Here is a 23,351-nt window from a genome sequence, read left to right as displayed (position 1 = left end):
AGCACAACGACATGCGACGGACGCACCGGTTCGCGCGACTGGTGGTGCCCGCACTGACCGTCGTCCTGCTGGCGGGATGCGCCCAGCGGATCGAAGGAACGGCGGTGTCGATCTACGACAACCCCTTCACCGTGGCGGGGCTGCCCGTCACCTCCGGGGCGTCGGGTCCACGCAGCGGGGTGCCCGATGCGGACATCGAGATCGAGAACACCGACGGCGGTCCCGTCGACGTCCTGGCCGGCAACGCGATCGCCGACATCGAGGAGTATTGGCGTCAGGAGTTCGCGTCGGTCGCCCGGGGCACCTTCCGCCCGGTCGAGACGATCGTGTCGTGGGATCCGTCCGAGCGCCGGGGTCCGCGTTTCTGCGGCAAACCCACCTACGACTTCATCAACGCGGCCTACTGCAGCGGGGGTGACGAGATCGGATGGGACCGCACCTACCTCATGCCGCAGCTCATCGACAGCTTCGGGCCGATGGCCGCGGTGACGGTCCTCGCCCACGAGTACGGGCACGCCGTCCAGCACACGGCGGGGCTGGTCGCCGAGGACGATCCCGGCATCGTGTTCGAGCAGCAGGCCGACTGTTTCGCCGGTGCCTTCATGCGGCACGTCGCGGAGGGCCGCTCGACGCACTTCCAGCTCGACACCTCCGACGGGCTGAACAACGTGCTCGCGTCGATGGTGCTCTTCCGCGACGCCGATCCGAACGATCCCGACTCGATCCACGGTTCGGCCTTCGAACGCGTGACGGCCGTGCAGATCGGGTTCACCGACGGGGCCGGCTCGTGTGCGCGCATCGATTCCGCCGAGATCGAGTCGCGCCGCGCCGACCTGCCGCAGTACTACGACTCCGCCGACGACGGCGAGCTACCGGTCACCGGCGAGTCGGTCGAGGCGATCTTCGAGTCGTTCCACCAGGTCTTCGACCTCGACGCCCTGCCGCAACTCGATCTGTCGGGCGCCGACCTCGGGTGCTCGGACGCCCGGGCCACCTCACCGGTGTCGTACTGCCCCGCGACGAACACCGTGGGCGTCGACATGGAGGCACTGAGTGAGCGCGGTACGGCCGCCCCGCCGGGAAGCGGATTCGATCCCGGTGTCCGCGGCGACTACAACGCCTACGTGCTCGTCGCCTCCCGCTACGCCCTCGCGGTGCAGAAGGAAGCCGGCCAGTCGCTCACCGAGCCGCGCACGGCTCTGCGGGCGGCCTGTCTGTCCGGGGTGATCAGTGCCGCGCTGAGCCCCGACAGCACCCTCGCCTCGAACGTCGACCCGAGCCAGGTGCTCGTGTGGCTGTCCCCCGGCGACCTCGACGAAGCGGTCTCGGGTCTGCTCACCGACGGACTGGCGGCGAGCGACGTCAACGGCAACACGGTGCCGAGCGGATTCGCCCGGGTGGATGCCTTCCGCACCGGCGTCCTCGGCGGCGAGGCCGCCTGCACCGGCCGTTACCGCTGAGACGACACCGGCCGCCCACCACGAGTGGTGAGCGGCCGGGCCGACGGATGCGTAGGGATCAGTAGAGGGCCATCGCGAGCTTGCGACGCGACGACACCACGACCGGATCCGCGGCGTCGAACAGTTCGAACAGTTCGAGGAGCCGGGTGCGTGCCGCGGTGCGTTCGTCCCCGGCGCTGCGGCGCACGAACTCGATGAGACGACCGAAGGCCGCCTCCGGCTGCTGCGCGAACAGTTCGGCGTCGGCCGCCGTGAACTGGGCTTCGAGGTCGTTCGGAGCGGCATCGGCGCGCTCGATCGCATCCTCGGGGACCGTGCTCGCGCGGGCCAGGAAACGCACCTGACGCAGCGCGGCCTGCGCCTCGGTGTTGTTCGGCTCGGAGTTCAGGACGAGCTGGTAGGCCGCCTCGGCGCCCTCGAAGTCGCCGTTCTCGAGCGCCTGCTCGGCGGCCTCGAAACGCGGGTCGGCGGGCTGTTCCTCCGGTTCGGCGCCGGGAGGGCCGGACAGCTTGCCTGCGACGGCGTTCCGGATGGCGTCGAGCCACTGACGCAACGCGGGCTCGGGCTGCACGCCCTGGAAGTCGGCGAGCGGCTGGCCGGCCGCGATCGCGACGACCGTGGGCACCGACTGGACGCCGAAGGCCTGCGCGATCCGCGGGTTGGCGTCGACGTCGACCTTCGCGAGGACCCACGCGCCGTTCGCTTCGTTCGCGAGCTTCTCGAGAACGGGCGAGAGCTGCTTGCACGGCTCGCACCAGGTCGCCCACAGGTCGACGATCACGGGCACCTGCGTCGACCGCTGCAGCACCTCGGTTTCGAATGTCGCTTCGGTGACGTCCACGATCGGGGCGATGGCAGCGGGTGCGGCGCCGTCGCCCCCGGACGGAGGCGGAGGCGGCGGCGCGGAGGCCCTCTCCTTGAGCGGTGAGAGATCCACCGCGCCGGACATCGCCGCGGCGACGGCGGCAGAACGTGCTGGACGGGAACCGGGTCGAGTCACGTCCACCAGTTTGTCACGAGTGGTCCGAATCGTGCTGCGCGGACCGGGGGACGCAGCCGTGAGATCAGACGGTCGCGGTGACGTCCTCGCGGGTCGCCGGAGCGGACAGCTCTCCGAGGCGACCGGTACGCACGGCCCAGCGCTCGAAGACGATCGTGCCGAACGGGGGCACGCTCGACACGAGGGCGAGGAAGGTCGTCTTGAGATCCCACTTCAGCGACCACGCCGTGAGGAGCGCGATGAGCACGAACGGGATGAAACCGGCCACGCCGTGCACCATGCCCGGGATCGCGATGGCCTCTTCGTAGCCGAGCACCCACTTGAAGAACATGGCGATCAGGAGGGCGAGCCAGGTCACCGCCTCCCAGATCGCGATCAGCCGGAATCGTTTCGCGGGCGTGGACACGTCGAGGATGTTGGTCATGCGGCCATTGTGCCGAAAGGCCTACGACAAGCCGTAGTTCAGTGAGAGACATCACGGCCCCGGCATGCTTGCGCCGGGGCCGTGATCATGCTCTCGGGAAGAGGGTCAGTTCTTGGGCACCCGCACGATGAGCGCGTCGCCCTGGCCGCCACCACCGCACAGGGCGGCAGCGCCGACGCCACCGCCGCGGCGCTTCAGCTCGAGCGCCAGGTGCAGCACGATGCGCGCACCCGACATGCCGAGCGGGTGGCCGAGCGCGATCGCACCGCCGTTGACGTTCACCTTCGCCGGATCGATGCCCAGCTCACGGGCCGAGACGATGCCGACGGCGGCGAACGCCTCGTTGATCTCGACGAGGTCGAGGTCCTTCGGGTCGACGCCCTCGCGCTCGCAGGCCTTGGCGATCGCCCGGGCCGGCTGCGACTGCAGGGTCGAGTCCGGTCCGGCGACGACGCCGTGACGGCCGATCTCGGCGATCCAGCTCAGCCCGAGCTCGGTGGCCTTGGCCTTGCTCATCACGACGACCGCGGCGGCACCGTCGGAGATCTGCGAGGCCGACCCGGCGGTGACGGTGCCGTCCTTCGAGAAGGCCGGACGCAGCGAGCCGAGCGACTCGGCGGTGGTCTCCGGGCGGATGCCCTCGTCGGCGGCGAAGACGATCGGGTCGCCCTTGCGCTGCTTGATCGACACCGGCACGACCTCGTCCTCGAACAGGCCGTCCTTCCAGGCACGGGCAGCGTTCTGGTGCGAGGCGGCGGCGAAGGCGTCCTGCTCCTCGCGGGAGACGAAGCGGTCGCCGGAGTTGGCCGACTCGGTGAGGTTGCCCATCGCCTGGTCGGTGAAGATGTCGTGCAGGCCGTCGTAGGCCATGTGGTCGCGCAGGGTCACGTCGCCGTACTTGAAGCCGGCGCGGGACTTCTCGAGCATGTGCGGGGCCTGGCTCATCGACTCCTGGCCGCCGGCGACGACGACGTCGAACTCGCCCGCGCGGATCAGCTGGTCGGCCATCGCGATCGCGTTGATGCCCGACAGACACACCTTGTTGATCGTCAGCGCCGGCACATCCATCGGGATGCCGGCGGCGACGGCCGCCTGACGGGCCGGGATCTGGCCGGCGCCGGCGGTGAGCACCTGGCCCATGATGACGTATTCGACCTGTTCAGGAGCCACGCCGGCGCGCTCGAGTGCGCCCTTGATCGCCACGCCACCGAGATCCGATCCGGAGAAATCCTTGAGCGAACCCTGCAGGCGCCCCATGGGCGTCCGGGCTCCGGCGACGATGACAGAACTGCTCACGGGACATTCCTCCGAAAGATCGGCATGTGATCGGAAAACTCCACTCGGATATTCACCTGAATCCCGATAGGAGTGCACTCAACGGTACCGCTACCGTCTAGAGCATGACCGAGACCTCTCCCACATCCACTCCGGCGGCGTCCGTTCTCGCTTCCGGACTCGTCACCGCCATCGATCACGTCGGCATCGCGGTACCCGACCTCGATGCCGCTCTCACCTGGTACGCCGAGAACCTCGGCCTCGTGTCCACCCACGAGGAAGTCAACGAGGAGCAGGGCGTGCGCGAGGCGATGCTGGCCGTTCCGGGGACCCCCGAAGGGTCCACCATGATCCAGCTGCTCGCCCCGCTGAACGAGAACTCCACGATCGCGAAGTTCATCGACCGCAACGGACCGGGCCTGCAGCAGCTCGCCTACCGCGTCTCCGACATCGACGCCGTCTCCACGGCGCTGCGCGAGCGCGGCGTCCGGTTGCTGTACGACGCTCCCCGTCGCGGTACCGCCGATTCGCGCATCAACTTCCTGCATCCGAAGGACGCGGGCGGCGTCCTCGTCGAGCTCGTCGAGCCGGCGGCACATCCCGCTCACTGACGGCCGTTCCGGTGCGCTCCCGAAGACGGATGGGGCGGGAGCGCACCCGGGTCGTACCCGCAGGGACCGGGTAGATTGTCTCCATGGTCTTCGATCGTGATCGCGCACCCAGCCACCTGCCGTTCTCCATCGTGCGGAAGGGCTTCGACCGCGACGAGGTGACCAACTACTTCGCACGGTTCGAGGCCGAGCTGCGCGTGACCGCCACCGACCGCGACGCTGCTGCCGCGCAGGCCCGCGATCTGGCCCGTCAGCTCGAGAACGCCCGCAACGAGATCGACGAACTGCGCAAGGACGTCGACCGTCTGTCGGTGCCTCCCACCACCGCCGAGGGTATGAGCGACCGCATCTCGCGGATGCTGCGTCTCGCCTCCGACGAGGCCTCCGAGCTGCGTGCCCGCGCCGAGGCCGACGCCGCCGAGATGATCTCGCTGGCGGAGCAGGAGGGCATCCGCCTCCGGGGCGATTACGAGAAGAAGCTCGCCGAACTCGAGGACACCCGCATCGCCTTCGCGGCCGAGCACGAGCGGACGATGACCGCGGCCCGCGCCGAGGCCGAGCGGATCGTGGCCGCTGCCCGCGCCGAGGCCGAGCGACTCGACGCCGAGGCAGAGGCCAAGCGCGAGCAGGTGCAGCAGGACTTCGAGATCACGATGTCCGAGCGCCGCACGAAGTTGCTCGGCGCCCTCGACGAACTCGAACGGACGAGCAAGGCCGAGGCCGAACGTCGTGTCGAGGATGCCACGCAGGAAGCCGAACGGCGGCTCACCCGCGCTACCGAACAGTCCGAGCGGAAGGTCGCCAACGCGCGCGACCTCACGGAGGAACTCCGCGTGCTGCGGGGACGCATCCTCGGCCAGCTCGACGCCGTTCGCGAGCAGCTCGACGACGTCCCCACGCTGCTCGCGGCGATCAACCGCGAAGGCGAACTGCTCGATCGGGAGATCTCCCTCGACGAGCCCCGCACGACCGTCCTCGGCACGGCGCGCGACAAGCAAGGCAGCGACAAGCAGGGCGGCGACAAGCAGGGTTCGGACGACGAGAGCCCGGAGGAGCCGGCATCCGTCAAGGCCGACGCGAAGGCGGACAAGACCGCGCCGCTGCCGCAGACCGACAAGACCACGCCCCTGCCGCAGGCCGACCGGACGGTGCGTATCCCGAAGAGCGATGCCCCCGGCTCGGCCTCCGGCCCGAACTCGGCCGGGCAGCCGAACACCGGCGGGCAGGGATCGCAGTCCACTCCGCGTACGCCGAACGCCTCGGCACCGCATCGCTCCCCCTCCGTCGGTGCCGGTGCGCAGGGTCGCTCCCCCGCCGTGGCCAGCAAGGTCCGCAACTGACGATCGGTAGCCGTCGGCTTGACCTTCGAGTCGGTCGAAGCTTCATGATGGGCCGGTGACCGACCCGGAGATGATGTCGATCGGCGTGTTCGCCGAACTCGTCGGACTGACCGCGAGCGCATTGCGGTTCTACGACGACGCCGGCCTGTTGCGCCCCGCGCACGTCGATCCCTCGACGGGATACCGGTTCTACTGCCGGTCCCAGGTCCCGCGCGCCTGCCGGCTGCGGCAGTTGCGGGAGATCGGAATGCCGCTGCCCGCCATCGGCGAGTTCTTCGCCGCCGACGCGGACGAGGCAGTGCGACTGCTCGACGACCACGTTGCGGGGATGACCTCGGAGGCCGACAGGCTCCGACGGGCCGCCGAGACCCTCGGCGCGTCCCTACGTGCCGAATCACGCCGCGTGGTCTGCACGGTGCCGGGACCCGTCCTCGCCGGGGCCGTCGATCAGGTCTCCGCCTCCACCGGTCACGACCCCGACATCCCGGTGCTGAACGGCGTGCACATGGAAACCGGATCCGGCTGCGTGAGGTTGACCGCCACCGACCGGTACCGGCTCGCCACCCGGACGCTCGTGCCCACCGATCCGATCTGCCCGTCCTGGGCCGGCACACTCGCCGGCGACGATCTGCGGGTCGCGACCTCCCGGCTCCGGTGCAGCCCGTCGGTGATCGTCGAAGCGGATGAGCGGGCGGTCACCTTCCGCACCTCCGCCGGTGACGTCCTCCACTGCCGTCTGCTTCCCGAGCCGTTCCCCGACCACCGACTCCTCCTGGACTCGCTCCCCGCGGTGACGCAGCGGGTCACCCTCGGCAAACGCCGCGTGGTGACAGTGCTCGAGCAGCGAGCACCGGAGACCGTCGGCCTACGGACCTCCCCCGACCGGCCGGTCCTGGTGTTCCCCGACGGGGACGAGGTGCCGCTCGACGGTACGGCCACCGGACCGGAGCTGACGATCTGGTTCGACCTGGTCACCGTGTATCCGGCATGGAGTCACGCGCTCGGCGACGACCTGATGCTCGACGTGCGCGGTCCCGATCTGCCGGTCACCGTCCGATCGGCCGACGACGGGGATCTCACCACGCTCGTCATGCCGCGCAGTGCCCCCTGACACAGCGCCCCCTGACACAGCGTTCTCCGATACAGCGCCCCCGCATTCGCCGAACACCTCGACAGGAGTCTCATGTCCACCTCCCCCTCGACACCCGATCCCACGATGGACGCGATCGGCGCAGCGGTCCTCCGCGGCCGCGACGGCGACACCGAGTCGGCCCGGCGTGACCTGCTGTCCCTGTGGGAGCGGATCGGTGCGGCGGGCGACGCGTTCCATCGCTGCACGCTCGCGCACTATCTCGCCGACCTGTACGACGATCCCGCCGAGTCCCTGGTCTGGGATGTCCGCGCCCTCGACGCTGCCGATGCCCTCACCGACGAGCGTGCCCGGGAACACCACGACGCCCTCCGGGTCGCGGGCTTCTATCCGAGCCTGCACCTGAACCTGGCCGACGACTTCCGACGCCTCGGATCGTTCCGAGTGGCCGCGGAACATCTCGACCGCGCGCAGGACCACCTGTCCGCGCTCCCCGACGATCCCTACGGCGACACCATCCGCACGGCCGTGCACGAGGTGCGACAGGCGATCGCCGACCGCGACACCACACCACGAGCGTCCGCACCGGGCACCGCCCGCTGAGGCGCGGAACGGACGCGCCGGTTCGACCGGCAGCGGCCGCCTATGCCCGGTTCCCGTAGGCGGCCATGAACATGTCGATCAGGCCGTCGATCGCGTGTTCGTCGACAGGCCGGGGTGTCAACAACCAGCGGTAGTAGAGGGTTCCGCACAGCACTTCCGCGGGATACTCCAGATCCGCGCCGGGTACGAGTTCACCGTTGCGCTGGGCTCGCAGGATCCGATCGTAGGTGCGCTGTTCGACCGTGGACAGGAACCGTTCGTACAACGTGGCCCGGAGTTGTGGGTCCGCTTGGGCCTCGGCGATGACGGCTCGGTAGACGGGTCCGATCGGCGGCGTGGACAGGGCGTGGCACGAGCGCACGAACTGCTCGTGCAGGTCCGATCTGATGTCCCCGTCCGTGCGGTAATCCAGATCGCTGACCCACACGAGGCCGAGCGCGTCGAGCAGGAGCGCTGCGATGGACGGCCAGCGCCGGTAGATCGTGTGCTTCCCGACTCCCGCCCGTCGTGCGACCGCTTCGATGCTCAGCCCCGCATAACCGACCTCGGCCGCGAGTTCGAGCGCCGCATGCAGCAACTCTCGAGTACGCGCAGCGCCGCGGCGCCGCGGGCCGGCGGGCGAATCAGTCATACCCGCCATTCTATCGACACGCTCCGTGCCGTTGACGGTCACCGAAATCGGGAGCATGATTCTCGCCATCGACACACACCGTACCGATAGTTCGACGCAGTATCTCGGGTGCAACCGACCCTCACCGACAGAGGAGACGCCGTGAAGACCATGACCTGCCGACAGCTGGGTGGCCCCTGCGACCTGGAGCTCAGCGGAGAGACCGCCGACGAGATCATCAAGGCACAGGATCGTCATCTGCGCGAAGCCGCTCGAGGTGGCGACGCGACCCATCAGCCGGCACACGAACAGATGAAAGGACGCTGGCGGCACCCGATCAAAGCGATGGGGTGGTACCGCGACGTCAAGAAGGCGTTCGCCGACCTTCCCCGAGGCGACGGCCGAACGGCGACCGGACGCTAGGACCAGCGTCGCGTGGGGCGGCGGGTCCCGCGTCCCGACCAGCATCCGCTGTGCCAGTGCCGCCGGTCCTCCGCACCGCCGAGCGCATCGGTGGGCCACGCGACGACATGGGGTGTTCCCGGCGCGATCTCGTGATCGCATCCCGGGCACCGGTACGGCTTGGTGGCACGCGAACCCGGCACGGTGCGCACGGTGAAGCGTTCCCCTTCGGCCCCCGCGGGACCGTTCTCGGTGCGCACCGTCGCCCCGAAGTAGGTCGGGGATTCGTCGGCCGCCCCGCCGCGCTTGCGGCCGGTGCGGGATCTGTTGCGGCGCGGCACGATCAGAACAATCTGAACTCGGTGCTCTCGGTGCCCCGCAGCGCCTCGTAGTCGAGCACGAGGCAGCGGATGCCGCGGTCCGTGGCCAGCGTCCGTGCCTGCGGCTTGATCTGCTGAGCCGCGAACACGCCGCTGACGGGAGCGAGCAACGGATCCCGGTTGAGCAGTTCGAGATAACGGGTGAGCTGCTCCACGCCGTCGATCTCGCCGCGACGCTTCACCTCCACGGCGACGGTCGCTCCGTCGGCATCGCGGCACAACAGGTCCACAGGGCCGATCGCCGTGGGGTATTCGCGCCGGATGAGGGTGAAGCCCGTCCCGAGGGTCTCGACGTGCTCGGCGAGAAGTTCCTGCAGGTGCGCCTCGACACCGTCCTTGATCAGACCGGGGTCGACACCGAGTTCGTGGCTCGAATCGTGGTCGATCTCTTCGAGAGTGATGCGCAGCTGCTCGCCCGCCTTGTTGGTGACCACCCACAGGGCCTCGGCGTCCTCGACGGACTCCTCCTCGAGCCAGCAGGGTGGGCTCATCCAGTTCAGGGGCTTGTAGGCACGGTCGTCGGCGTGGACGCTCACCGAACCGTCGGATTTGACGAGGAGGAGACGTCGGGCCGTCGGCAGATGAGCCGTCAGGCGTCCGATGTAGTCCACACGGCAACGGGCAATCACAAGACGCACACAGCCACCCTAGAGGATCGACTCGACTAGTCTCGAACGACCATGCCCGCACGCAGTCACCGCACGGCCCCGCTCGGATCGGCGATCCTGGGAGAGCCTGCCGAACCGATCCGACGGCAACGCATCAGGATCCAGACCCTGTTGACGTTCTCGCTGATCGGTACGCATCTCGTCGGTGCCCTGATCGTGGCCGCTCTCATCAACGTCGTGATCCCGGGCCCGTCGGTACTGACCTCCGATTTCCTCATCGTGACCGCGATCCTCGCTCCGGTCTACGTGGTCTCGGCCGTCGTGGTCGGTTCGGTGCTCGGCACCCGGGCGACGCTCCGCAGGCTGCGGTGGGCGCTGGAGAACCGCCCGCCCACCCCGCAGGAACAGCGGATCGCGTTGCGGATGCCCTGGCGTACCACCCTCCAGCAGGGAGCGCTGTGGTTCATCGGGTTGATCCTGTTCACCGTCGGGTTCGGGGTCATCGACCCGCAGACGATCCCGAAGGTCGCGCTGACCATCACTCTGGCCGGCGTCACGGTATGCGGATTCGCGTACATGTTCACCGATTTCGCGCTGCGCCCCATCGCGGCGCGTGCGCTCGAGGTCGGGACGCCTCGTCGCCCGCGACTGGCCGGCACCACCGGACGGGTGATGCTCGCATGGGCCCTGGGCAGCGCCGTGCCCGTCGTCGGTCTGCTGTTCATCGCGGTGTTCAGCTTCATCCGTCCCGTCACGCCCACGCGACTGGCGATCACCATCCTCGCCATCGGCGGACTCGGTCTGCTCACCGGCTCGCTGCTGATGTTCCTCACCATCCGGTCGACGATCGCGCCGATCGAATCGGTGCGCGCCGGGATGCAACGCATCGCGTCGGGCGACTTCGACACCGCGGTCGTCGTCTACGACGGAACCGAATTGGGACAGTTGCAGACGGGATTCAACCGGATGGCCGAAGGCCTCCGCGAACGGGAGAAGCTGCGCGACGTATTCGGCCGCCATGTCGGACGGGAGGTCGCGGCCGCGGCGCTGGCCAATCCCGGTGTCCTCGGCGGTGAGGAACGGGACGTCGCAGTGTTGTTCGTCGACATCGTCGGGTCCACCGCGTTGGCCGCGAGTCGCCCGCCGACCGAAGTGGTGGCGCTGCTCAACCGTTTCTTCGCGGTCGTCGTCGAAGAGGTGCACGCGGCCGAAGGATTCGTCAACAAGTTCGAGGGCGATGCAGCGCTCGCGATCTTCGGGGCGCCGGTCGCCCTCGACAACGCCGCCGGCTCCGCGCTCGGCGCCGCGAGAAGGATGGCGCGACGCCTCGCCGACGAAGTGCCGGAGTGTCGCGCGGGTATCGGGGTCACGGCAGGTCGCGCGGTCGCCGGGAACATCGGCGCGCAGGAACGCTTCGAGTACACCGTGATCGGCGATCCGGTCAACGAAGCGGCGAGACTGTCCGATCTCGCGAAGACCGTTCCGGGTTACGTCGCGGCGTCGGCCCGCACCGTGCAGCTCGCTCCCGAGGACGAACGCGCACGGTGGGAGCTGGGTGAGGAAATCACCCTGCGCGGCCGCTCCGAGCCGACGCGCCTGGCGATTCCGCGCGCGGACTGACGGCCGGCCTCACTCCCCCGCCAGCACCGCGTCGAGGAACTTGCGAGTGCGTTCCTCACGGGGACTGGTGAAGATGCGCTCGGGCGGCCCCTCCTCCACGATGCGTCCCTGATCGAACATCAGCACTCGATCGGAGACGTCGCGGGCGAAGTGCATCTCGTGCGTCACGATGAGCATCGTGATGTCGGTCGTCTCGGCGATCGTCCGCAGCACGTCCAGCACGTCGGCGACGAGTTCGGGGTCGAGGGCCGAGGTGACCTCGTCGAGCAGCAGGATCTCCGGATCCATCGCGAGGGCACGGGCGATCGCGACCCGCTGCTGCTGACCACCCGACAGCTGCGTGGGATGGGCGGTCTCCTTGTCGGACAGACCGACCATCGCGAGCAACTCCCGCGCACGGTCGCGTGCCTCGGCCTTGCTGCGACCGAGGACGTGGACCGGAGCCTCGGTGAGGTTCTCCATCACGTTCATGTTGGGGAACAGGTTGAACTGCTGGAAGACCATCCCGATGCTGCGACGCATCGTCCTCAGGTAGCGCTCGGAGGCCGGGACGAGACGCGTCCCCTTGCGTTCGTGGCTCAGTGGTTCGCCCTTGACCCACACCACGCCGTCGTCGATCTTCTCGAGGGTCATGAGCAGGCGCAGGATGGTCGTCTTGCCCGAACCGCTCGGTCCGATCAACGTGACCCGTTCCCCCGGGGCGACGGTGAAGTCCAAGTGGTCGAGGACCACGTGATTACCGAATTGCTTGACCACGGAGTCGAAACGGATCATGGATCCGTCGGAGGTGGCGGCGGGCAGCGAGTCGCCGTCGGCACCGGCTTCCTTGTGCATCTCAATAGGCAAGGCGACGCTCCAATCGGCGGACGAGCAACGACGTCGGGTAGCTGGCGATGAGGAAGATCAGGCCGGCCAGTGTGAGCGGCTCGAGGTACTGGAAGTTGCGCGCACCGAACTGCTGGGCCGCGGTCACCATCTCCACGACGGAGATCGTGAAGAGGAACGGGGTGTCCTTGAACAGCGACACCGCGTAGTTGCCCAGCGCAGGCACGACACGGCGCACGGCCTGCGGCAGGATCACCGCACGCCACGTGCGCATGGGCGACAACGACAGGGCGCGGCACGCCTCCCATTGTCCCTTCGGCACCGCGTCGATGCCCGCCCGGTACACCTCGGCCATGTAGGTCGAGTAATGGATCCCCAGTACGGCGATGCCGATCTGCAGCGCACTGAACTGCGGGAGGAGGTAGTAGACGAAGAGCAGCTGCACCACGAGCGGGGTGAGCCGGATGAACTGGACGACGGCGGACAGCGCCGTCGCGAGCACCTTCGGCAACGAGCGACGGGCGACGGCCACGACCAGCCCGAGCACCGCAGCGACCACGAATCCGAGGACCGTGGCCAGCAGGGTGATCCGGAATCCTTCGAGCAGTACCGGAAGGGCCTCGGCCGCGCGTTCCCAACTCCAGTCGACGGTCATGAGCGTGCCCCCAACGGCTGATCGAAGACCGGGGCGAGCCCGAAGATCTCACGCAGAGTGGGACCGGTCCCGAGTCGGCTCTTCGCCCGCACCTCGAGCGCATTCATCAGCAGCGTCAGCAGATAGCCGAGCACGAAGTACAGCACCAACCCCACGCCGAACGCGAAGATGGTGTCGCCGCTTCCTCTACGGAGCTGCTCGATCTGGAACGTGAGGTCCTGCAGGAGGATATAGCTCGCCAGTGCCGTTCCCTTGAGCAACTGGATAAGCAGATTCGTCAGCGGCGGGATCATCTCGGCCCAGGCCTGCGGGAAGATCACTCGTCGCATGCGCTGCCAGTAACCGAAATTCAGCGCCGTCGCCGCCTCCAGTTGCGGCTTGGGCACCGACGCGATCGCACCGCGCACCACCTCCGCTCCGTAGGCGCCGTAGTTGAGCGACAGGGCGAGGATCCCGCACACGATCGATTCGAGCCGGAACCCGAACAACGGAAGGACATAGAAGAACCAGAACAGCTGGACGAGAAGCGAAGTGCCGCGGAAGAACTCGATGAACACCCGCGCACTGCCGCGCAGGGCGAGGTTCTTCGCGCCTGCCGCCAGTCCGAGGGCCACGGCGAGCAGGAACGCGAAGACCGCACTCCCCACGGTCAGTTCGACGGTGACGAGCAGACCGTCGAACAGTTGCGGGAAGGAGTTCCACAGCAGTTCGATCTTGGAACCGAAATCCATTACGACGCAGCCGAGATCAGGAAACGCCCTCGCAGAGCATCTCGGTCGTCAGCCCCGGATCGGGCATCTCCGCCTCCGTGAACCCGAACTCGCCGACGATCGACAGGTACTTCTGCGGGTCGGACGTGATCTTCGCGAGTTCCTCGTTGTAGGCGTCGCGCAGTTCGGTGTCCTCCTTGCGGAAGACCGTTCCGCCGGCGCCCACCTGAGGCACCCCGTCGATCTCCGCGACGAACGACTCGGTGACGTCGACGGGTGCACCCTCGTTGTTCTGCTTCATCCAGTTCAGGGAGATACCCGTCAGCGCGAAGACGTCGGCGCGTCCGTTGACGACGGCATCCATCCCGTCCTGGGGAGACGCCACCTGCATCGCGTCGATGCCGAGCGCAGAGGCGTAGTCGGCTTCGATCGCGCCGGTCATGACCGCCATCCGGACGCCGCTCTCGGCGATCGACTGCATGTCGGCGAGCTGTTCCGGATTGCCCTGCGGGACCATGAGCGCAGTGGTGTAGTTGAACTCCGGCTCGCTGAACAGTGCCTGTTCGCAACGCTGCGGCAGGATCGACATGCCGGCACTGACGACATCGAACCGTCCGGCCTGCAGGCCGGGAATGAGCGCACCGAAGTCGGTGGCCACACCTTCGACGTTGTCGATGCCGAGGTTCTTGAAGATCTCGCGGTGCAGAGCGACGGTGGCGCCGGTGAGTTCGCCGTCCTGCATGAAGCTGTAGGGCGCCTCGCCGGCGAAACCGACGGTGACGGTGCCTTCCTGCTGGAGTCGTTCGAGGGTCGAACCCTCGCTGTCGGTGTCGACGCTCGTACATCCTGTGACGGCCGCGCCGATGAGTCCCAGTCCCGCGATCACCGCCGTGAACTTGCCGGCGGTACCCGTAGTCGATCGATTCGTCATCGTCTCGCCCCTCCTCGTCGTCGACGAGAACGCCCCCGACAGGCGCTCACACGCCGAACCCACACGAACCGTGCGATCGTGCATGAGCGGACGTTACCGGCATAAGTAGGCATAGCCTGGAACAGAGCGTGTTTGTTACGAGGTCGTGATCCGCTGGGCACCGGCGATCGGAGCGGGCGTACCGTACCCGAAAAGCGTTCGGAGCGTAAGGACTTTCCCGTGAGGTGGGATCCCCCGACAGGTCCGGGGAGAACCCGGAGAACACGAAAGGGGACCCACAGTGTGGGTCCCCTTTCGGAACGGGTGTTCGGCGGTGTCCTACTCTCCCACACCCTGTCGAGTGCAGTACCATCGGCGCAGACAGGCTTAGCTTCCGGGTTCGGAATGGGACCGGGCGTTTCCCTGTCGCTATGGCCGCCGTAACTCTATGAAACTTCACGCATCGGATTCGGTTCTCCCCCAAGGGGATTCCGGATATCTGATGTGTGTGTTGTTTCAGATACCGCACAGTGGACGCGTAACATCTTCGTGGTAAGTCCTCGGCCTATTAGTACCGGTCACCTCCACCCATTGCTGGGCTTCCAGTTCCGGCCTATCAACCCGGTGGTCTGCCGGGGGCCTTACCCCCTCGAGGGGGTGAGAAACCTCATCTTGGAACAGGCTTCCCGCTTAGATGCTTTCAGCGGTTATCCCTTCCGAACGTAGCCAACCAGCCATGCCCCTGGCGGGACAACTGGCACACCAGAGGTTCGTCCGTCCCGGTCCTCTCGTACTAGGGACAGCCTTCCTCAAGTTTCTAACGCGCGCGGCGGATAGAGACCGAACTGTCTCACGACGTTCTAAACCCAGCTCGCGTGCCGCTTTAATGGGCGAACAGCCCAACCCTTGGGACCTACTCCAGCCCCAGGATGCGACGAGCCGACATCGAGGTGCCAAACCATCCCGTCGATATGGACTCTTGGGGAAGATCAGCCTGTTATCCCCGGGGTACCTTTTATCCGTTGAGCGACACCGCTTCCACATGCCGGTGCCGGATCACTAGTCCCGACTTTCGTCCCTGCTCGACCTGTCAGTCTCACAGTCAAGCTCCCTTGTGCACTTGCACTCGACACCTGATTGCCAACCAGGCTGAGGGAACCTTTGGGCGCCTCCGTTACATTTTGGGAGGCAACCGCCCCAGTTAAACTACCCACCAGGCACTGTCCCTGAACCAGATCATGGTCCGAGGTTAGAGGTCCAATACGATCAGAGTGGTATTTCAACAACGACTCCACAACCACTGGCGTGGCCGCTTCACAGTCTCCCACCTATCCTACACAAACCGAACCGAACACCAATACCAAGCTATAGTGAAGGTCCCGGGGTCTTTTCGTCCTGCCGCGCGTAACGAGCATCTTTACTCGTAATGCAATTTCGCCGAGTCTGTGGTCGAGACAGCAGAGAAGTCGTTACGCCATTCGTGCAGGTCGGAACTTACCCGACAAGGAATTTCGCTACCTTAGGATGGTTATAGTTACCACCGCCGTTTACTGGGGCTTAAATTCTCAGCTTCGCCACCGAAATGGCTAACCGGTCCTCTTAACCTTCCAGCACCGGGCAGGCGTCAGTCCGTATACATCGTCTTACGACTTCGCACGGACCTGTGTTTTTAGTAAACAGTCGCTTCTCTCTGGTCTCTGCGACCACCCCCAGCTCGGACCGCAAGGGCCGTCACCGGGCGTGGTCCCCCTTCTCCCGAAGTTACGGGGGCATTTTGCCGAGTTCCTTAACCACAGTTCTCTCGATCGCCTCGGTATTCTCTACCTGACCACCTGTGTCGGTTTGGGGTACGGGCCGTGTACCAACTCACTAGAGGCTTTTCTCGGCAGCATAGGATCACTGAATTCCCCTCAACGGGTACGCATCACCTCTCAGGCTGTATGAATGGCGGATTTGCCTACCATTCGCCCTACCGGCTTACACCAGGTATTCCATCACCTGGCCCAGCTACCTTCCTGCGTCACCCCATCGCTTGACTACTACAATCGGGGTCCCGTGCAGCCAGCCAGTCGACTCCCGAAGGAGACGACCGACCTTTTGGACGGTTAGCACAACTGATTCGCCATTGGGCGCGGATACACGGGTACGGGAATATCAACCCGTTGTCCATCGACTACGCCTGTCGGCCTCGCCTTAGGTCCCGACTCACCCTGGGCGGATTAACCTGGCCCAGGAACCCTTGGTCATCCGGCGGACGAGTTTCTCACTCGTCTTTCGCTACTCATGCCTGCATTCTCACTCGCGCAGCCTCCACACCTGGATCACTCCGGCGCTTCCACGGCTGCACGACGCTCCCCTACCCATCCACACACCTGGCTCCCTCCCCGTGGGAAGAAAGCGGGCTTGTGTGAATGCCGCGGCTTCGGCGGTGTACTTGAGCCCCGCTACATTGTCGGCGCAGAACCACTTGACCAGTGAGCTATTACGCACTCTTTCAAGGGTGGCTGCTTCTAAGCCAACCTCCTGGTTGTCTCAGCGATCCCACATCCTTTTCCACTTAGTACACGCTTAGGGGCCTTAGCCGGCGATCTGGGCTGTTTCCCTCTCGACTACGAAGCTTATCCCCCGCAGTCTCACTGCCGCGCTCTCACTCACCGGCATTCGGAGTTTGGCTGATTTCGGTAAGCTTGTGGGCCCCCTAGACCATCCAGTAGCTCTACCTCCGGTGAGAAACACGCGACGCTGCACCTAAATGCATTTCGGGGAGAACCAGCTATCACGGAGTTTGATTGGCCTTTCACCCCTACCCACAACTCATCCCCTCAGTTTTCAACCTAAGTGGGTTCGGGCCTCCACGACGTCTTACCATCGCTTCACCCTGGCCATGGGTAGATCACTCCGCTTCGGGTCTAGAACATGCCACTAGATGCGCCCTATTCGGACTCGCTTTCGCTACGACTACCCCACACGGGTTAACCTCGCGACATGCCACTAACTCGCAGGCTCATTCTTCAAAAGGCACGCCATCACCCACCACGAACTGAATCGTGCATCGGCTCTGACGGATTGTAAGCGCACGGTTTCAGGTACTATTTCACTCCCCTCCCGGGGTACTTTTCACCTTTCCCTCACGGTACTAGTCCGCTATCGGTCACCAGGGAGTATTCAGGCTTATCGGGTGGTCCCGACAGATTCACACCGGATTTCACGGGCCCGGTGCTACTCGGGTACTTCTCACGAGAGCCGGCAAGTTTTCGTCTACGGGATTCTCACCCTCTACGACAGGCCGTTCCAGACCACTTCGACTAACCAACCGGTTTCTTACTCTCGCCCGTCATGACAGTGACGGGAAGAAAAGCCCCACAACCCCACGGATGCAACGCCTGCCAGCTATCACACACCCATGGTTTAGCCTCATCCGCTTTCGCTCGCCACTACTCACGGAATCACTGTTGTTTTCTCTTCCTGTGGGTACTGAGATGTTTCACTTCCCCACGTTCCCTCCACACACCCTATATATTCAGATGCGGGTAACACGACATCACTCGTGCTGGGTTTCCCCATTCGGAAATCCTCGGATCACAGCTCGGTTGACAGCTCCCCGAGGCATATCGCAGCCTCCCACGTCCTTCATCGGCTCCTGGTGCCAAGGCATCCACCGTACGCTCATAAACACTTACAACAAAGATGCTCGCGTCCACTGTGCAGTTCTCAAACAACACACAACACCGAATACTCACCCCATGGACACCACGGAACTTTCTTCGACATCGTCGCTGATCAAACACTCGCGTGTTCTCTCAGGACCCAACAGTGCACCGATATAACTTTCCTCCTGCCGGCACTCGGGCCCGCAGTAGTGAAGAAAATGCTTGTCAGCGTTCCACCCATGAGCACCACCGGATTACCTGTGAATCCGTAATGGCTCTGCCGATCAGAGCACAACCTGTGTTGTGTCTGTATCGGAAGTTGCTCCTTAGAAAGGAGGTGATCCAGCCGCACCTTCCGGTACGGCTACCTTGTTACGACTTCGTCCCAATCGCCGATCCCACCTTCGACGGCTCCCTCCCACGAGGGGTTAGGCCACCGGCTTCGGGTGTTACCGACTTTCATGACGTGACGGGCGGTGTGTACAAGGCCCGGGAACGTATTCACCGCAGCGTTGCTGATCTGCGATTACTAGCGACTCCGACTTCACGGGGTCGAGTTGCAGACCCCGATCCGAACTGAGACCGGCTTTAAGGGATTCGCTCCACCTCACGGTATCGCAGCCCTCTGTACCGACCATTGTAGCATGTGTGAAGCCCTGGACATAAGGGGCATGATGACTTGACGTCGTCCCCACCTTCCTCCGAGTTGACCCCGGCAGTCTCCTGCGAGTCCCCACCATCACGTGCTGGCAACACAGGACAAGGGTTGCGCTCGTTGCGGGACTTAACCCAACATCTCACGACACGAGCTGACGACAGCCATGCACCACCTGTCTACCGGCCACAAGGGAAACCACATCTCTGCAGTCGTCCGGTACATGTCAAACCCAGGTAAGGTTCTTCGCGTTGCATCGAATTAATCCACATGCTCCGCCGCTTGTGCGGGCCCCCGTCAATTCCTTTGAGTTTTAGCCTTGCGGCCGTACTCCCCAGGCGGGGCGCTTAATGCGTTGGCTACGGCACGGATCCCGTGGAAGGAAACCCACACCTAGCGCCCACCGTTTACGGCGTGGACTACCAGGGTATCTAATCCTGTTCGCTACCCACGCTTTCGCTCCTCAGCGTCAGTTACTGCCCAGAGACCCGCCTTCGCCACCGGTGTTCCTCCTGATATCTGCGCATTTCACCGCTACACCAGGAATTCCAGTCTCCCCTGCAGTACTCGAGTCTGCCCGTATCGCCTGCAAGCCCGCAGTTGAGCTGCGGGATTTCACAGACGACGCGACAAACCGCCTACGAGCTCTTTACGCCCAGTAATTCCGGACAACGCTCGCACCCTACGTATTACCGCGGCTGCTGGCACGTAGTTGGCCGGTGCTTCTTCTGCAGGTACCGTCACTTGCGCTTCGTCCCTGCTGAAAGAGGTTTACAACCCGAAGGCCGTCATCCCTCACGCGGCGTCGCTGCATCAGGCTTGCGCCCATTGTGCAATATTCCCCACTGCTGCCTCCCGTAGGAGTCTGGGCCGTGTCTCAGTCCCAGTGTGGCCGGTCGCCCTCTCAGGCCGGCTACCCGTCGTCGCCTTGGTAGGCCATTACCCCACCAACAAGCTGATAGGCCGCGGGCTCATCCTGCACCGAAAAACTTTCCACCCCAGGACATGCATCCCGAGGTCATATCCGGTATTAGACCCAGTTTCCCAGGCTTATCCCAGAGTGCAGGGCAGATCACCCACGTGTTACTCACCCGTTCGCCACTAATCCACCCAGCAAGCTGGGCTTCATCGTTCGACTTGCATGTGTTAAGCACGCCGCCAGCGTTCGTCCTGAGCCAGGATCAAACTCTCCGTTGAAGACTCAAGATTCCCCACCGAAGCGAGGCAATCAGTCAAAGACATCGAGTCAAATCACTAGCATAAAAACTCAAACTAGCTAAACACTGGATCACCGCAGACGGAAGAATGCGATGTCCAGCAACAACCACCCACAAAAAGTGAAGTGGTCGCACCAAATATTATTTGGCACTGACATTCATCGGCACACTGTTGAGTTCTCAAAGAACACGCACACACCATCGATCCCGAACCTTCCGGTTCGTTCACTCCGGGGTGACTGTTCATCAGGAGGTCTCTTCGACCTCCGGGGCCACCGACCTTACCAGAAGAATCGGGGGCTCGTAACCAAGTTCAGGCGCCTTCGTCCAACCTCGTTGTCCCGTTCCTCTCGGCCCGGGTCGGTGTCCGTGTCGCTCTGACCTGGAATAAGTTACGCGAGGATCAACTGCCTGCCAAATCGCCTGTTCAGAGGGGGTAAGCCTCGAGGAAAGCCCAGGTGGATGTCCGTGAAAGGCGCCGACCGGACCGAAATCGCTTCCGGTGACGCCGGACACAGGCCACGATCAAGGGTTTCTCCCTAGTGCGACAGGAGCCGGCCTTCTTCGACACCCACCCGCTCGATGGTTCCGCCGAGCTCCTGGAGGATCTCGACGAACCGCGGATAACCACGATCGATGTGGTAGACGTCGTGCACTTCCGTGACCCCGTCCGCACACAGGCCGGCGAGCACCAGACCTGCGCCCGCACGGATGTCCGATGCCCACACGGGAGCACTCGACAACTGCTCCACTCCCCGCACGACCGCGTGATGACCGTCGGTGCGGGCGTCCGCTCCGAGACGCACCATCTCCTCGACGAACCGGAACCGCGCTTCGAAGACGTTCTCGGTGATCATCGACGTCCCGTCGGCGATCGCCGCGAGACCGATGGCCATGGGCTGCAGGTCGGTCGGGAATCCCGGATACGGCAGCGTCGCGAAGTTGACGGCACGGGGCCGCTCCTTCTGCACGACATGGAATCCGTCGGCCAACGGCGTGACTTCGGCGCCGGCACTTCGCAATTTGTCCAGCACCAACGCGAGGTGCTTCGGATTGACGCCACGGACGGTGAGGTCGCCCCGCGTCATCGCTGCTGCGATCCCCCATGTGGCCGCGACGATCCGGTCGCCGATGCACCGGTGTTCGGTGGGACGGAGGGACGAGACTCCCGAGACCCGCAGCGTCGTACTGCCCGCTCCGGTGATCCGCGCCCCCATGCGGACGAGCATGTTGCACAGGTCGACGATCTCGGGTTCGCGGGCCGCGTTGTCGATGGTCGTGTCCCCCTTGGCGAGGACCGCGGCCATGAGGATGTTCTCCGTCGCTCCCACCGAGGGGAACGCCAGGCGGATGGTCGCGCCGTGCAGGTCGTCCGCTTCCGCCACGACGCACCCGTGCTCGATCGACGAATGGGCGCCGAGCAGGCGCAGACCCGCCTGGTGCATGTCGAGCGGACGGGAGCCGATGGCGTCGCCGCCGGGCAGCGCCACGATCGCCTTGCGGCAGCGTGCGACCAGCGGGCCGAGTACACAGACGGACGCCCGGAACTGCCGGACGGCCGCGAAGTCGGCGCGGTACTCGGGTTCGGCAGGCGTGGTGATGCGCACGGCGTCGCCTTCGAGTACGACCTCACATCCGAGTCCGCGCAGGACATCGGCCATCAGGGGCACGTCGAGGATGTCGGGGCAGTTGGTGATCGTGGTGGTGCCCTCGGCGAGCAGCGCCGCAGCCATCAACTTGAGGACGCTGTTCTTGGCGCCCCCGACGACGACGTCGCCGGAAAGGCGGTTCCCACCTGTGACAAGAAAGCGTTCACTCACAACGACACAGCGTAACGGGCGTGTCCGTGGGGAGAGCAGAGCCGGTACCGTGACGCTCATGGCAGTCCACTTGACACGGATCTATACCCGCACCGGAGACGACGGAACGACGGGGCTCAGCGACTTCTCGCGCGTCTCGAAGAACGACCCTCGTCTGGTCGCCTACGCCGATTGCGACGAGACCAACGCGGCGATCGGTGTGGCGCTCGCACTGGGAGCGCTCCCGGAACGGCTCGTCCCGGTACTCCGGCAGATCCAGAACGATCTCTTCGATACCGGCGCGGATCTGTCGACGCCCGTGGTCGAGAACCCGAAGTACCCGCCGCTGCGGATCACCCAGCAGTACATCGACCGGCTCGAGGGCTGGTGCGACGAGTTCAACGAGGAGCTGGAACCGCTCAACTCGTTCATTCTTCCGGGCGGCACGCCGGGGGCTGCTCTGTTGCACACCGCCAGGACGGTGGCACGACGTGCGGAACGGTCGGCGTGGGCGGCGGTGGACGCGGCTCCGGACGACACGAACGTCCTGCCGGCGAAGTACCTGAACCGGCTCTCGGATCTGCTGTTCATCCTGTGCCGGATCGCGAACCCGGACGGCGACGTGCTGTGGAAGCCGGGAGCGGGCGCGTGAGGAAGTCCCTCTAGAGGGGGCGGCGGCGCTGCGACCGGCCGTCGGGCCTGGATTCGACCCAGGACATGAAGGCCATCAAAGCGCCGCTGTCGAGCGCGATCTCGTAGGAGTCGTCGCGGTCGATCACATCGAGGATCACGATGTCCTCGGTCATGATGTCGAATTCACTGCCTTCCGGCTTGCGTCGCGAACGCACATCGATGCCCTGACGGGTCAGTCGTACGTCGGGTCCGGGCCGAAGGCTCGAAAGCTTGTAGAACGCGAGTGTCTCGTCGCCGTACCGAACGATTCCATGCCTCCAGCCGGAACCCTCGTTCTGAGGCATCACTCGCAGAATGGCGGCGGTACCCCCGCCGCGCAGGGTGAAGAGGCGGTACAACAAAGCCGCGACGGAGACCGCGAGCAGCACCACAAGGATACTGAGAATCAGAAATCCAGGTGACACTGCTCGTCGGCTCCGTCGCGGCTTCTCGTTGTTCGACGATCAGGCTCGTTCGACAGCCCGCAGGCGGCCGCGGGCCGCTGCGATCTCCGACTCGTCACGATCTGCATCGTTCAGAGTCGACTTGGCTGCCTCGACGTCGATGTCCTCCACGCGGTCGGCGGCTTCGGCGAGCACCGTCACCGTCGTCGCGGTCACCGAGAGGAATCCGCCATGGACGGCCATGACGATCCGCTCACCGTCCGCCGTCCTGACGGACACGACGCCACCCTCGACGAGCTGGCCGAGCACGGGCTCGTGACCGGGCATGATGCCGATCTCGCCCTCGGTGGTCTGGGCGGTGACGAGAGTCGCCGATCCGGACCACACACGCTCCTCGACGGCAACGATGTCCACGCTCATCTCAGCCACGG

At 65.2% G+C, this 23,351-nt stretch carries 20 protein-coding genes, 3 rRNA genes and 1 pseudogene; 8 read left to right on the top strand and 16 right to left on the bottom strand.

Annotated elements, in window-relative coordinates:
- The first annotated feature begins 11 nt into the window (after positions 1-11).
- Entirely contained in the window at positions 12-1,460 is a 1,449-nt protein-coding gene (locus tag AC0LPE_RS08420) for a neutral zinc metallopeptidase (protein WP_088897433.1), read from the top strand.
- Positions 1,461-1,518: 58 nt separating this feature from the next.
- Here the strand turns inward: AC0LPE_RS08420 and AC0LPE_RS08415 are convergent, their stop codons facing one another.
- From AC0LPE_RS08415 to AC0LPE_RS08405, 3 genes are all read right to left on the bottom strand, one after another.
- A complete protein-coding gene (locus AC0LPE_RS08415) occupies positions 1,519-2,409 on the bottom strand; it encodes a tetratricopeptide repeat protein (RefSeq protein WP_160876456.1) in 891 nt (296 codons plus the stop codon).
- A 115-nt stretch (positions 2,410-2,524) separates the two neighbouring features.
- On the bottom strand, positions 2,525-2,884 hold the full coding sequence (locus tag AC0LPE_RS08410) for a DUF3817 domain-containing protein (protein ID WP_016696456.1): 360 nt from the start codon (positions 2,882-2,884) through the stop codon (positions 2,525-2,527).
- A 105-nt stretch (positions 2,885-2,989) separates the two neighbouring features.
- Positions 2,990-4,180 carry an acetyl-CoA C-acetyltransferase gene (locus AC0LPE_RS08405; protein WP_088897434.1) on the bottom strand — a complete coding sequence of 397 codons (1,191 nt, stop codon included), beginning with the start codon at positions 4,178-4,180 and terminating at the stop codon, positions 2,990-2,992.
- 104 nt (positions 4,181-4,284) lie between these two features.
- Between AC0LPE_RS08405 and mce the strand changes: the two genes are divergently transcribed.
- The 4 genes and pseudogenes from mce to AC0LPE_RS08385 all read left to right on the top strand — a co-directional run bounded on the left by mce (position 4,285) and on the right by AC0LPE_RS08385 (position 7,803).
- Positions 4,285-4,770 carry a methylmalonyl-CoA epimerase gene (mce, locus tag AC0LPE_RS08400; protein ID WP_016694038.1) on the top strand — a complete coding sequence of 162 codons (486 nt, stop codon included), beginning with the start codon at positions 4,285-4,287 and terminating at the stop codon, positions 4,768-4,770.
- 83 nt (positions 4,771-4,853) lie between these two features.
- Positions 4,854-5,924, top strand: a pseudogene (locus AC0LPE_RS08395) (hypothetical protein); the annotation flags it as partial.
- A gap of 241 nt (positions 5,925-6,165) precedes the next feature.
- Complete coding sequence (locus AC0LPE_RS08390; RefSeq protein WP_490606015.1) at positions 6,166-7,221, top strand: DNA polymerase III subunit beta family protein; 1,056 nt, start codon at positions 6,166-6,168, stop codon at positions 7,219-7,221.
- 72 nt (positions 7,222-7,293) lie between these two features.
- Entirely contained in the window at positions 7,294-7,803 is a 510-nt protein-coding gene (locus tag AC0LPE_RS08385; protein WP_088897437.1) for a hypothetical protein, read from the top strand.
- Between the two features lie 40 nt (positions 7,804-7,843).
- On the opposite strand, the gene AC0LPE_RS08380 is transcribed toward AC0LPE_RS08385, so the two are convergent.
- Positions 7,844-8,434: a TetR/AcrR family transcriptional regulator gene (locus AC0LPE_RS08380; RefSeq protein WP_145693058.1), complete on the bottom strand. Its 591-nt coding sequence runs from the start codon at positions 8,432-8,434 to the stop codon at positions 7,844-7,846.
- A 150-nt stretch (positions 8,435-8,584) separates the two neighbouring features.
- On the opposite strand from AC0LPE_RS08380, the gene AC0LPE_RS08375 reads away from it, so the two are divergent.
- Positions 8,585-8,836, top strand: a complete 252-nt coding sequence (locus tag AC0LPE_RS08375) for a hypothetical protein (RefSeq protein WP_490606326.1) — start codon at positions 8,585-8,587, stop codon at positions 8,834-8,836.
- On the opposite strand, the gene AC0LPE_RS08370 is transcribed toward AC0LPE_RS08375, so the two are convergent.
- Both AC0LPE_RS08370 and nucS read right to left on the bottom strand, forming a co-directional pair.
- Positions 8,833-9,156: an Rv1322 family protein gene (locus AC0LPE_RS08370; protein ID WP_088897439.1), complete on the bottom strand. Its 324-nt coding sequence runs from the start codon at positions 9,154-9,156 to the stop codon at positions 8,833-8,835. The genes AC0LPE_RS08375 and AC0LPE_RS08370 overlap by 4 nt on opposite strands.
- A 2-nt stretch (positions 9,157-9,158) precedes the next feature.
- Positions 9,159-9,833 (bottom strand): endonuclease NucS, encoded by a 675-nt coding sequence (gene nucS / locus AC0LPE_RS08365; RefSeq protein ID WP_006554723.1) that lies wholly within the window; start codon positions 9,831-9,833, stop codon positions 9,159-9,161.
- Between the two features lie 42 nt (positions 9,834-9,875).
- On the opposite strand from nucS, the gene AC0LPE_RS08360 reads away from it, so the two are divergent.
- Positions 9,876-11,423 (top strand): adenylate/guanylate cyclase domain-containing protein, encoded by a 1,548-nt coding sequence (locus AC0LPE_RS08360; protein WP_088897440.1) that lies wholly within the window; start codon positions 9,876-9,878, stop codon positions 11,421-11,423.
- Between the two features lie 9 nt (positions 11,424-11,432).
- Here AC0LPE_RS08360 and ehuA read toward each other — a convergent pair whose 3' ends face one another.
- The 8 genes from ehuA to murA all read right to left on the bottom strand — a co-directional run bounded on the left by ehuA (position 11,433) and on the right by murA (position 21,865).
- Positions 11,433-12,197, bottom strand: a complete 765-nt coding sequence (ehuA, locus tag AC0LPE_RS08355) for an ectoine/hydroxyectoine ABC transporter ATP-binding protein EhuA (RefSeq protein WP_172414895.1) — start codon at positions 12,195-12,197, stop codon at positions 11,433-11,435.
- 61 nt (positions 12,198-12,258) lie between these two features.
- Positions 12,259-12,903 carry an ectoine/hydroxyectoine ABC transporter permease subunit EhuD gene (gene ehuD / locus AC0LPE_RS08350; protein ID WP_039586827.1) on the bottom strand — a complete coding sequence of 215 codons (645 nt, stop codon included), beginning with the start codon at positions 12,901-12,903 and terminating at the stop codon, positions 12,259-12,261.
- The gene (ehuC, locus tag AC0LPE_RS08345) at positions 12,900-13,634 is read right to left on the bottom strand and encodes an ectoine/hydroxyectoine ABC transporter permease subunit EhuC (protein ID WP_039586825.1); all 735 of its coding nucleotides are present in this window, start codon (positions 13,632-13,634) and stop codon (positions 12,900-12,902) included. The genes ehuD and ehuC overlap by 4 nt, the downstream gene beginning before the upstream one ends.
- 16 nt (positions 13,635-13,650) lie before the next feature.
- Positions 13,651-14,544 carry an ectoine/hydroxyectoine ABC transporter substrate-binding protein EhuB gene (gene ehuB / locus AC0LPE_RS08340; RefSeq protein ID WP_039586823.1) on the bottom strand — a complete coding sequence of 298 codons (894 nt, stop codon included), beginning with the start codon at positions 14,542-14,544 and terminating at the stop codon, positions 13,651-13,653.
- 305 nt (positions 14,545-14,849) lie between these two features.
- Positions 14,850-14,966, bottom strand: a 5S ribosomal RNA gene (gene rrf, locus AC0LPE_RS08335).
- Between the two features lie 105 nt (positions 14,967-15,071).
- A 23S ribosomal RNA gene (locus tag AC0LPE_RS08330) occupies positions 15,072-18,205 on the bottom strand.
- Positions 18,206-18,503: 298 nt separating this feature from the next.
- Positions 18,504-20,025, bottom strand: a 16S ribosomal RNA gene (locus AC0LPE_RS08325).
- The 16S, 23S and 5S rRNA genes sit together here, the layout of an rRNA operon.
- Before the next feature lie 559 nt (positions 20,026-20,584).
- The gene (murA, locus tag AC0LPE_RS08320; protein WP_088899309.1) at positions 20,585-21,865 is read right to left on the bottom strand and encodes a UDP-N-acetylglucosamine 1-carboxyvinyltransferase; all 1,281 of its coding nucleotides are present in this window, start codon (positions 21,863-21,865) and stop codon (positions 20,585-20,587) included.
- Positions 21,866-21,923: 58 nt separating this feature from the next.
- On the opposite strand from murA, the gene AC0LPE_RS08315 reads away from it, so the two are divergent.
- Positions 21,924-22,496, top strand: a complete 573-nt coding sequence (locus tag AC0LPE_RS08315) for a cob(I)yrinic acid a,c-diamide adenosyltransferase (RefSeq protein ID WP_490606014.1) — start codon at positions 21,924-21,926, stop codon at positions 22,494-22,496.
- Positions 22,497-22,506: 10 nt separating this feature from the next.
- On the opposite strand, the gene AC0LPE_RS08310 is transcribed toward AC0LPE_RS08315, so the two are convergent.
- Together AC0LPE_RS08310 and AC0LPE_RS08305 are read right to left on the bottom strand one after the other, a co-directional pair.
- Positions 22,507-22,905: a DUF2550 domain-containing protein gene (locus AC0LPE_RS08310; RefSeq protein WP_370670867.1), complete on the bottom strand. Its 399-nt coding sequence runs from the start codon at positions 22,903-22,905 to the stop codon at positions 22,507-22,509.
- A gap of 75 nt (positions 22,906-22,980) precedes the next feature.
- Complete coding sequence (locus tag AC0LPE_RS08305) at positions 22,981-23,349, bottom strand: F0F1 ATP synthase subunit epsilon (RefSeq protein ID WP_006552597.1); 369 nt, start codon at positions 23,347-23,349, stop codon at positions 22,981-22,983.
- Between the last annotated feature and the right edge of the window lie 2 nt (positions 23,350-23,351).

It is taken from the genome of Rhodococcus sp. S3, from assembly GCF_058211795.1.
Note: the sequence above shows the minus strand (reverse complement) of the source record. Positions and strands in the feature narration are given on the sequence as shown.